The 10,376-nt window shown below is 63.5% G+C and carries 10 protein-coding genes; 6 read left to right on the top strand and 4 right to left on the bottom strand.

Annotated features, from left to right (window positions below; all coding sequences use genetic code 11):
• Positions 1 to 210: 210 nt before the first annotated feature.
• Together V3H18_RS15915 and V3H18_RS15910 are read left to right on the top strand one after the other, a co-directional pair.
• Positions 211 to 939 (top strand): class I SAM-dependent methyltransferase, encoded by a 729-nt coding sequence (locus tag V3H18_RS15915; RefSeq protein WP_332083054.1) that lies wholly within the window; start codon positions 211 to 213, stop codon positions 937 to 939.
• A gap of 296 nt (positions 940 to 1,235) precedes the next feature.
• The gene (locus V3H18_RS15910; RefSeq protein WP_332083053.1) at positions 1,236 to 2,138 is read left to right on the top strand and encodes an EamA family transporter; all 903 of its coding nucleotides are present in this window, start codon (positions 1,236 to 1,238) and stop codon (positions 2,136 to 2,138) included.
• A 220-nt stretch (positions 2,139 to 2,358) separates the two neighbouring features.
• On the opposite strand, the gene V3H18_RS15905 is transcribed toward V3H18_RS15910, so the two are convergent.
• Entirely contained in the window at positions 2,359 to 2,721 is a 363-nt protein-coding gene (locus V3H18_RS15905) for an endonuclease domain-containing protein (protein ID WP_332083051.1), read from the bottom strand.
• Between the two features lie 119 nt (positions 2,722 to 2,840).
• The gene (gene lepA, locus V3H18_RS15900; RefSeq protein WP_332083050.1) at positions 2,841 to 4,646 is read right to left on the bottom strand and encodes a translation elongation factor 4; all 1,806 of its coding nucleotides are present in this window, start codon (positions 4,644 to 4,646) and stop codon (positions 2,841 to 2,843) included.
• A 153-nt stretch (positions 4,647 to 4,799) separates the two neighbouring features.
• Between lepA and V3H18_RS15895 the strand changes: the two genes are divergently transcribed.
• On the top strand, positions 4,800 to 6,554 hold the full coding sequence (locus V3H18_RS15895; protein ID WP_332083049.1) for a phospholipase D-like domain-containing protein: 1,755 nt from the start codon (positions 4,800 to 4,802) through the stop codon (positions 6,552 to 6,554).
• Between the two features lie 50 nt (positions 6,555 to 6,604).
• Here the strand turns inward: V3H18_RS15895 and V3H18_RS15890 are convergent, their stop codons facing one another.
• Both V3H18_RS15890 and V3H18_RS15885 read right to left on the bottom strand, forming a co-directional pair.
• Entirely contained in the window at positions 6,605 to 7,198 is a 594-nt protein-coding gene (locus V3H18_RS15890; RefSeq protein ID WP_332083048.1) for a hypothetical protein, read from the bottom strand.
• A gap of 214 nt (positions 7,199 to 7,412) precedes the next feature.
• The gene (locus V3H18_RS15885; RefSeq protein ID WP_332083047.1) at positions 7,413 to 7,706 is read right to left on the bottom strand and encodes a hypothetical protein; all 294 of its coding nucleotides are present in this window, start codon (positions 7,704 to 7,706) and stop codon (positions 7,413 to 7,415) included.
• A gap of 262 nt (positions 7,707 to 7,968) precedes the next feature.
• On the opposite strand from V3H18_RS15885, the gene V3H18_RS15880 reads away from it, so the two are divergent.
• The 3 genes from V3H18_RS15880 (at position 7,969) to V3H18_RS15870 (ending at position 10,238) form a co-directional block, all read left to right on the top strand.
• A complete protein-coding gene (locus V3H18_RS15880) occupies positions 7,969 to 9,045 on the top strand; it encodes a sensor histidine kinase (RefSeq protein WP_332083046.1) in 1,077 nt (358 codons plus the stop codon).
• The gene (locus V3H18_RS15875) at positions 9,038 to 9,748 is read left to right on the top strand and encodes a peptidoglycan-binding domain-containing protein (RefSeq protein WP_332083045.1); all 711 of its coding nucleotides are present in this window, start codon (positions 9,038 to 9,040) and stop codon (positions 9,746 to 9,748) included. Before V3H18_RS15880 ends, V3H18_RS15875 begins: the two co-directional genes overlap by 8 nt.
• Before the next feature lie 148 nt (positions 9,749 to 9,896).
• Positions 9,897 to 10,238: a DUF1491 family protein gene (locus tag V3H18_RS15870; protein WP_332083044.1), complete on the top strand. Its 342-nt coding sequence runs from the start codon at positions 9,897 to 9,899 to the stop codon at positions 10,236 to 10,238.
• Positions 10,239 to 10,376 lie beyond the last annotated feature (138 nt).

The following is a 10,376-nucleotide window of genomic DNA, read 5'->3' as shown; positions in this document are numbered from 1 at the left end:
GGCGCGGGCGGCGGCGCGCGCGGCGCGGCCCAGCGCGGCAAGGGCCTGGGCGAGCGATGCGCCGCCCCCCCCCACCTTCGCCTCATTGCGTAAAGCCTGCGTCATGACTGCGCTCCGCTCGCTTCTTCCTCGCCTCGCTATCATGGCGCCGGGCGCGGGAAAAGTCGCGCGGCGCTTGCCCGGCCTTGCGCGATATGCGAAACAGCGCTCATGTCCGCTCTTGAGGAAAATCTCTTCACCGGCCAGATCGGCGCGGAATATGACATGCTGCGACTGATGTGTCCCAAGGCGCCGGCGCTTGCGCATAAGCTTGCCGCTTATGTCGCCGCCTGGCGGTCGGAGGATGGGCCGCTCAAGGGATTCGAGATCGGCTGCGGCACCGGGATCAGCACGCTGGAGCTTCTTGCCGCGCGGGGCGACCTTAAGCTCACCGCGATCGACAGCGCCGCGAAAATGCTCGATCAGGCGCGCGTCAATCTCGCCGATCATGTCGCCGCCGGCCGCGTCGAATTCTTCGAGGCCGACGCGCTTCAAGCGCTGTGCGCCCTGCCCCAAGCTAGCGTCGACCTCGTCGCCTCGAATTACGCCATCCATAATTTCCTCGACGACTATCGCGGTTTGGTCATCGCGGAAATCCATCGCGTGCTCAAGCCCGGCGGGCTTTTCATCAATGGCGACCGCTATGCGATCGACGACCGCGCCGCCCATCTCGCCGAGACGCAGGCCGAGGTGCGGCGCTGGTTCAAGCTGTTCAAGGATATGGACCGGCTCGATCTTCTCGAGGACTGGATCGTGCATCTCTATAGCGACGAGTCCGCCGACCACATCATGTATTTCACGCCGGCGCTCGAACGGCTGCGCGCCCTTGGCTTCGTGGTGACGGTCGAATATCGCGACGGCGTCGACACGCTGGTGACGGCGATCAAATCCGGCGCGTGATCTCACCAAAAAGCAAAAGCGATGTCGATTGGGTGAAGGTTTCCTCATCCTGAGGAGCGCCCTAAGGGCGCGTCTCGAAGGATGAGGAAACCTTCATGCACCGCCATCTGAAACTCGCCCTCGCGCTTCGAGACGCCTGCTACGCAGGCTCCTCAGCATGAGGGCGAGTGTGATTGAGCTTTCAACGGTCGCTCAGCAAAGCCCACTCCCACTCTTGCGGATCATGCCTGTCTTTCGCGCATGATCCGATCGCAAAACCGGTTCCCACTTTTGCGGATCATGCGATATAGCGCGCCATGGACCTCGCCCTTCTCGCCCTTCTCGGCGCGCTCGTCTCCGCGATCTGCCAGTCCGTCACCGACCTTGGCACCAAGGCCGCGACGCGGACGGCGGACGACCGCGCCATTCTCGCCGCGCAATGGTGCGCCGGCGCCGCGCTGCTGACCCTCGCCTGCCTTATCGCCTATCCGGGGCTGCTGACCGCGCCGGGCGAAACGCTCGCCGCTCTGACAAAGCCCGAATTCTGGACGCTTCTCGCCTGGTCGGGCGCGCTCAACGCGGTCGCCTACCTGCTCTATATCCGCGCCTTTCGCCTCTCCGACGCCTCGCTCGTCGCGCCGCTGGTGCTGCTGACGCCTGTGCTGATGCTCGTCACCTCGCCGATTATGACAGGCGAGCACGCGCCGCCCATGGGCGTCTTCGGCGTGCTCTTCACCGTGCTCGGCGTCGGCCTGCTCGACGCGGGCGAGGCCAATGGGCGCCGCTTCAATTTTCACATCCTCGCGCGCGACAAAGGCGCGCGGCTGATGCTCGGGACGGCGGTCATCTGGAGCGTCACCTCCAATATCGACAAGCTCGGCGTTCGCGCGTCGACGCCGCTCATCTGGATCGCCGCTTTGATGATCGTGATCGCGTCTTGCTCCGTCTTCTATTGGCTCGCGGCGCGGCGCGCCGCGCCGCGCCTCTTCGCGCTGCGCTACGCCATCGGCGCCGGCTCGGCGATGGCCTTCGGCAGCGCCATGCAGATGTGGGCGCTCACCGTGCTGTTCACGCCTTATGTCATCGCCATCAAGCGGCTCTCGGCGCTCTTCACCGTGCTCGCCAGCGGGCATGTGTTGAAGGAGGAGACGGGCGGCCGGCGGCTCGGCGTCGTGGTGATGCTCGTCGGCGCGGTGATGATCGCGCTGGCGAGAGAGTGATCGCCTTGTCTCGGACCCCATCAAGCCAGTGGTTTGTGACGCATAGGTTTTTCAACTCTTTGGCCAATCACCCGGCCCCTCATCTCACTTCTCCCCGCAAGCGGTGAGAAGGGATAGCGGCGCTACGCCTCTCCAACATCGGGCGCGCGTGATTTTTTCGCGAAACGCCTGACGCCCCTCTCCCCGCTTGCGGGGAGAGGTAAGGTGAGGGGCTGGGCGATTAGCGCGCAGTTTCATTCAACGCCAAGAGAATGGCCTTCGCGATCGCTTCGACGTTCTCATAGACTTCCGCATTCACGAAGCGGATGACGCGATAGCCTTGCTCTTGAAGATAGACCGTTCGTCGCGCGTCGCGCGCGATCTCGTCGTCGGTCGAATGGGTCTCGCCGTCGATCTCGACGATCAGCTTGCATTCCCGGCACAGAAAATCCGCGATAAAAGGACCGATCGGCGCCTGCCGCACGAATTTGAAGCCGCCAAGAGCGCGGTTGTGAAGGCGTTTCCAAAGAATGCTTTCTGCGCCAGTGGCGTCTCGCCGCAAGGAACGGGCGCGACGCGTTTCGATTATGCGTAGGCCGCGCATGAAAATTTCTTTCTTCTAATCCCCACGGCCCCTCACCTTACCTCTCCCCGCAAGCGGGGAGAGGGGCGGCAAGCGCTCCGCGAACCTATAATCATTTCCGCAATTATTTAGGTTTTGCCCTACTCCTCCATCTTCAGCGCCGCGATAAACGCCTCCTGCGGAATCTCGACGCGGCCGAACTGGCGCATCTTCTTCTTGCCTTCTTTCTGCTTCTCCAACAGCTTGCGCTTGCGCGTCACGTCGCCGCCATAGCATTTCGCCGTCACGTCCTTGCGAAAGGCCCGCACCGTCTCGCGCGCGATGATCTTGCCCCCTAACGCCGCCTGGATCGGCACCTGGAACATATGCGGCGGAATGAGCTCTTTGAGCTTCTCGCACATCTGCCGGCCGCGCCCCTCGGCGCGGGTGCGATGCACGAGCATGGAGAGCGCGTCGACAGGCTCGCTGTTGACGAGAATGCTCATCTTCACGAGATCGCCGGCGCGATAGTCGGTGAGCTGATAGTCGAAGCTCGCATAGCCCTTTGAGATCGACTTCAGCCGGTCATAGAAATCGAACACGACTTCGTTGAGCGGCAGGTCGTAAACCGCCATGGCGCGCTTGCCGACATAGTTCAAATCGACCTGCGCGCCGCGCCTGTCCTGACAGAGCTTCAACACCGAACCGAGATAGTCGTCGGGCGTCAGGATCGTCGCCCTGATCCAGGGCTCCTTGATCTCGTCGATCTTCACGACATCCGGCATGTCGGCGGGATTATGCAATTCGATCTCGTCGCCATTCGTCAGCGTGATCTTGTAGATGACCGACGGCGCCGTCGCGATGAGATCGAGATCGAATTCGCGCTGCAGCCGCTCCTGAATGATTTCGAGATGCAGGAGGCCCAGAAAGCCGCAGCGGAAGCCAAAGCCGAGCGCGGCGGATGTCTCCATCTCATAGGAAAAACTCGCGTCGTTGAGGCGCAGCTTGGCGATCGCGGCGCGCAAATCCTCGAAATCCGCGGCGTCGACCGGAAAGAGACCGCAGAAGACGACGGGCTGCGCCGGCTTGAAGCCCGGCAGCGGCTCGGCGGTCGGTTTCTTGTCGTCAGTGATCGTGTCGCCCACGCGCGTATCGGCGACCTGCTTGATCTGCGCGGTGATGAAGCCGACTTCGCCCGGCCCGAGCGCCGCGACATCCTGCATCTTGGGACGAAAGACGCCGATCTTGTCGATTTCGTAATGGGCGTCCGTCGCCATCATCTTTATCTTCTGGCCCTTCTTCAGGGTTCCGTCGAAGATGCGCAGCAGCACGACGACGCCGAGATAGGCGTCGTACCAACTGTCGACAAGCAGCGCCTTCAAAGGCGCCTTTTCGTCGCCGGAAGGCGGGGGCAAGCGCGTGACGATCGCCTCGAGAACGTCGGGGACGCCAAGGCCCGTCTTCGCCGAGATCAGCACGGCGTCGGAGGCGTCGAGGCCGATGACTTCCTCGATCTGCTCCTTGATGCGATCGGGCTCGGCCGCCGGCAGGTCGATCTTGTTCAAGACCGGCACGATTTCGTGGCCGGCGTCGATCGCCTGATAGACATTGGCGAGCGTCTGCGCCTCGACGCCCTGCGAGGCGTCGACGACGAGGAGCGAGCCTTCGCAGGCCTTGAGCGAGCGCGACACCTCATAGGCGAAGTCGACATGGCCGGGCGTGTCCATCAGATTGAGGACATAGTCCTTGCCGTCCTTGGCCCTGTAATTGAGGCGCACGGTCTGCGCCTTGATCGTAATGCCGCGCTCGCGCTCGATATCCATCGAGTCGAGCACCTGCTCGACCATCTCGCGGGCGGCAAGCGTCCCGGTCTCCTGGATCAGCCGGTCGGCGAGCGTCGATTTGCCGTGGTCGATATGCGCGACAATCGAGAAATTGCGGATATTTTCGATTTTATGGGAGGTCATGGCGCGGGGATAGCAGGGCGGCAGGGGGAAGGGAAGCGGGAACCCCCACGCAAGCGTTGCAAAACCGTCACGGAGAGGGATCATAGGCGACGACACGTCGTATGGTCGCTAAACAGCGCATTTTTTGAAGTTTTTCAAAGGAGCCGAGATTTCATGTCCATTCAGATCACCGTCAAAGGCGGCGCTGACGACGCCTTTATCGCCTGGGAGGCCGACTTCATACCTAAATGCCGCGGCTTCGCCCTGTACCGCCGCGTGAAGCGGGCTAAAGGCAGCGCCGCGTCTCCTAATACGGTCGCGAACGCGGCCGACGGTTTCGCAGAGGAAATCGTCGCGAGCTGGGTGGGCTTCGCCGACGGACCGGACGTCGCGGAAGGAACCCGCCGGCCCACGACGATCTGGCCGATTCAGAAATATCTGTGGTCCGATTTCGCCGTGAACGCCGGCGATGAAGTCGCCTATCGTGTGGTTCCGATGGTGGGATCGCGCGAGTCGCTCCAGCAAGACGACGCGAACGGCTCCGACTGGAGCGAAACGGTGATTATCGGTCCCGCCAAACGCGCCAATCTCTCCTGTTACTTCAATCGCGGCATCGTCGCCACGCAATGGCTTGCGCGGCTTTTGCCGAAAGCCGCCGACCCTAAAGAAGACGAACGACTGAAAGGCGCGAAGCTGCGCCAGATCATCGGCAAACGCGGCGATCCTATCCGCAATTTTCTCGGCGGCGGTCTACGCGAGAAAATGCTGGCGCTTCTCGACGAGGCGATCGACGAAAAGCGCCATGTCTACGCCGCGCTATTCGAGCTCAATGATCCCGAATTGGTCGATCGGCTCGCGCTGCTCAAGAAGCGCGCGCATGTGGTGCTGGGCAATGGCAGCGTGAAGAAGAAGGGGGAAGATGCGAATAAGGATGCGCGCGCAAAGCTTGCTGGCCTGTGCGACGTACGCGACCGCTTTTCAGCGCCGCGCGCGCTCGCGCACAATAAGTTTCTGGTCCTTTGCGATGACGCGCGCGCGCCGAAAGCGGTGTGGACCGGCAGCACCAATTGGTCGATGACGGGTCTCTGCACCCAAGGAAATAATGGCGTGTTCATCAAGAGCGCCAGTCTCGCCAAGGAATATCTGGCGCAATGGAAAGCGTTGGCCGATGCTGGCGATGCGACGCCGGACGGGCTGCGTGCCGAAGACGACAGGCCGCGTCACGCCAAAAACGTGACGCTCTGGTTTACGCCGCTTGACGACCAGGGTGAACTCAATGAAGCGCGCGAACTGATTCACGGGGCGCAACAAGGCGTCCTTTTCGCGATGTTCAACCCGGGACCGCGCGGCTCGCTTCTCAATGACATCATCGAACTCGCCTCTCCGGCCTCGGCGCAATACAAACCCGACCTCTACATTCAAGGCGTCGTCAATCAGAATCCCGGCACGGAGAAAAATCCCGTCACCCTCTTCAATCGCGGCAGCCGTATCGATGCGAACGCCGATGTCGTGCTGCCCGCCGCGATCGACGCGCCAAGCAAGTTCTTTCAAAGGGAGCTAAAAAAACTTCCCGGCGCCTTTGCGATGATTCATTCGAAAGTTGTGGTGGTCGATCCATTCGGCGACAACCCGATCGTCATTACCGGCTCGCATAATTTGGGGCCGAAGGCGTCGGCGGTGAATGACGAAAATCTGCTGATCGTCCGGGACGAGCCCTTCGTCGCCGCGCAATATGCGACGAAGATCATGGAGGTCTACAACCAGTACCGCTGGCGCGCTTCACAAAGCAATACGCCGCAGGAAAAACGCTGGACAGGCCTCGCCGACAGCGACAGCTGGCAAATTGGGGCGCCTGGCGCCGACGCCGGGACGCAGGCGTATGATCGTCGGCGCCGCCGCGAACTCGATTTCTGGTTCGGTCGCGGTTGAAAAATTTTTCGCGGAAGCGACACGCCTCCGCGAAACGCAATGGCAAAGAGCTATTTCTTTTCCATCCTTGCCTCGAGCTCCGCCTTGCCGCGGTTGAACAGCTCGATCGCCTTGGGAACGGCCCAACGGATGAAGGCGTCCGCCGCCTTGATCGCCATGCAGCCGATCTGCGTCACGACCTCGATCGTCTTGTCGAACCAGGGCAGAGCCGGGCTGTCGGGGGGGATTTTTCCGCGCGCCCAGGCGACGCCGGCCTTGGTCTTCTCCTGGGCATAGGCCCAGAGCACGGCTATGGGATCGGTGGTCGGGACCGCCGCAAGGGCGTTGCGGAGCCGGGCGACCTCGGCCAGCGCCTCCTCGGCGCGTCGAGACGCCGTCTCGGCGTCGCGCTGCGCCTCCGCCGCCTTGGTCGCGGCCGTCGCCTTTTCGGCGGCGAGGCGATCGCGCTCGGCGGTCGCGGCGGTCAGGCTCTCGCGCAGATCGTCGCGCTCCTTCGCATAGGCGTTAGCCTTGGCGACGATCTCTGATTTTTCGAAAATCTGCCGATCGCGCTCGAGGCGCGTCGCCTTGAGCTGCTCCTGCAGATTGTTCAATTCGACGCGGGAGACCGTATCCTCGGACTGCGTACGGATTTCGTCGGACATTGCCGCCTCCTTGAAAGAGAGGGAATGAATGGATCGCGACGCGCAGAGCGGTCGCGCGCGAGTGCGAATGCGGATATGCGCCCCGGTGGCGGTTCGGCCTCAAAATCGCGCGCCAAGCACGCTCGTTTTTTTTAAAGTTAAAATTCCGATTCGGCAAAAAATGTCTGACATTGGCACAAGTTAATGCACACGGGGCCATCGTGGATTGATGCTTCTATCGCGCGCGCGGCGCGGCCGCTTGCAGGCGCTGCGCCGCGGAAATGCAATCCTGTGGAGCGGCCAGACATTTGTCGCGCGCCGCCCCGGCGAGCGCGTCCATCGCCGCGCGCGTCAGGGAATTAGCCGCTTCCGCAAACTGATGCGCGAATCCCTTGTCGGCCGGCGGCGGCGCACGGCGCGCGACGACGGCGCCTTCGCGCCCTGGCGCGGACGGCGCGCCGAGCGGCCGCCAGTCCAGCGCGACGCAGACAAGGAGGATGCAGAGCGCGCATTTTGCAAGAAAGACCAAGCGCCGCTCCCTTTCGGGCATGACCACGCGCCAGTCATGGCCCCGCCAGGTTGAGCCTTCGTAAATACGCGGCGGGAAATTGTGAATCATGGCGGCAATAAGTTGCAAACCATGTCGACGCTTGGGCGCTAAAAAGGCGAAATGATCGCGGCGATTTAGCGGCTGCTTAAGATCGCCCGGCAAGAATGCGCGCAGTAGGGAGCGCGTCATCTTGCTGAGCTTCGCCGACCATAGCCGTCCCGCGTCATGGACGGATCGCGTCTTGCCTGAAAGCGGGACCGGCCGGCCGTCGGAGCCGGCGCGTCCTCGCGCCATCATCGCCCGGCGGATCGGCGCCGCGAGCGCGCTCCTTGGCCTGTCGGCGCTCGCCCTCGCGATCGGCTTTCATGCGCTCTATGCCTCGACGCTCGCGATATTCGCCGCGCCCCTCGTCATATACGTCGTGATCGTCGCTATACGCGTCCTGCGCGCGGAAGAGGCGCTTCTCCGCGCGCGTCTCGAAGGCGAGCGCGCCGTCGCCGGAAAGACGCGCTTTCTCGCCAATGTCAGCCATGAGTTGAGGACGCCGCTCAACGCCATCATCGGCTTTTCCGAAATGCTCGCCAATCAGACGCTCTCTCCCCCCGAGCCGGCGAAACAGCGGGAATATGCAAAGATCATCGGCGACTCCGGGCGTCACCTGCTCGACGTCGTGAATTCGATTCTCGACATGTCGAAGATCGAAGCGGGTTCGATGCGGCTTGTCCCGGAACCCTTCGCGCCGGCGGCGCTGATTGATCAATGCTGCGACATGATGCGGCTTCAGGCCCTCGAGGCCGGCGTGACGCTGACGCGGGAAGATGAAGGCGCCATCGAGGAAATCGTCGCCGACAAGCGCGCCTTCAGGCAGATCCTGCTCAACCTTCTGTCGAACGCAATAAAATTCACGCAGCCGGGCGGCCGGGTGCGCGTGCGGCTGCGCGAGGAAGGCGATCAACTTGCCCTCACCGTCTCAGACAATGGCGTCGGCGTCGCAGCTTGCGATCTCGCGCGGCTCGGCGATCCCTTCTTCCAGGCGAGCGCTGCGCATGATCGCGCTTACGAAGGCGCGGGTCTCGGACTTTCGGTGGTGCGCGGCCTCGTCGGCCTCCATGGCGGCTCGATCACGATCGAGAGCGCGCCCGGCAAAGGCGCTTGCGTGACCGTGCGCCTGCCCGCCGACTGCAGCAAGAACGCCGTCGCCGCTCACGCCATGGCGCGGATCGAAACCATCGCGCGTCACGATGCGGCGCCGATCGCCAATATCGGCGCCGGCTCCGGCGCAAGAAACCAAAAAGAAATGGCGGTGAAAATTGCGTGACCTCTCGCTCGACGCCTCCCACTTCGACTCCCTGCCTAACGAGCGCGCCGCCAAGCGGCGCGTCGACAAGAGACAGGGCCGATCCTTCATGAGGCGCATTTTTGGGGCGCGCCGGCTCGGCGCGACGCTCATTCTCGGCATCGCCGGCGTCGCGGCGATCGGCGTGCCGATGAATGCGCTCTTCTTCCAGGACGGCCGCCATCCGGCGCCGCTCTTTTCGACGCAGGTCTCTCTTGCGCCGAAACCCGAAACGCCGACTCCGCCGCCGCGCCGGGTCGCCATCGAGCCCGCGCGCGCCGTCCCGGAGGCCGCGCCCGCCGAGGCGCAACGCCTTGCTCAAATGAGCGCCGCGGCGATCAAGCAGGATAAGATCGACGCGGGCAAAGCCGAGGCGCCGCCGCGCGCCGCCGAAAAGAAGCGCGACCCGATCGGACAGCTCCTCGCCAATCGCGCGCCGCAGGCGGAAAGCGTCGAGAAGGCCGCGCCCGCCGACAAGAACGCGGCCGTCGAAAAGGATGTGCTCTACGCGCAGCGCGCGCTGTTGAAGCTCGGCTATGTCGTGCGCGCCGACGGCACATTCGGCGCCGGGACACGCCAGGCGCTCGCGGCGTTCGAGCGCGACAGCGGCTTGACCGCGAAGGGCGAACTGACGCCTAAGCTTTTGCGCCAGCTTGCGGCGCGCTCGGGTCTGACGCGCGAATAGCCGCCATTCGACAAGCGCCCAAGGCAGGCGCTCGATCACGCTGCGGGCGAAATCGCCCAAATGCACTGTGATCGATTCAAAAGGCAGAGCGCGCTTTACGCGAAAAACCGGGTTCCACTTTTTCGCCGCGCGCTCTAGTTTCCGTCGCATGCGTTTACGGTCGGACATATTCGTCAGCGCGCTCATCCGCCGCGCCGGGGTCGAGGGCGCGTCGGCCATGCTGCGGCGGCGCGGCGCGGCGGAGGCCGGCGCCATCTTCATCAAGCTCGATCGGCTGGACGGCCGGGCGGCGGTCTATGGCCCCGCGCCGCAAAGCGAGGAGCCGCCTCCGGGCGTCGATCGGCAGTTCGCGCGGCTTCATCCGGGCGACTGGCTCGATCCGGCCGAGGCGGAAGACCGGCTGAAGCGCGAGATCAAATTCGACTCCGATCTATGGATCGTCGAAATCGAGGATCGCGACGGCCGCGTCTTTGTCGATCTCGCGGCGTAACGTCTTCTCGAAAGCCTCTACGCCGACTGATCGAGTTTGCGGGGAGCGGGCGTCCCGTTTTGTCCCGAAGCGCCGCGCGACTTGCCGATCGCCGGCGCCTCCTCGCGCGAGCCCGCACGGCGCGCCGTTTCGCGCTCC

The sequence above is a fragment of the Methylocystis borbori genome (genome assembly GCF_036576025.1).
Lineage (GTDB): Bacteria > Pseudomonadota > Alphaproteobacteria > Rhizobiales > Beijerinckiaceae > Methylocystis > Methylocystis borbori.
Note: the sequence above shows the minus strand (reverse complement) of the source record. Positions and strands in the feature narration are given on the sequence as shown.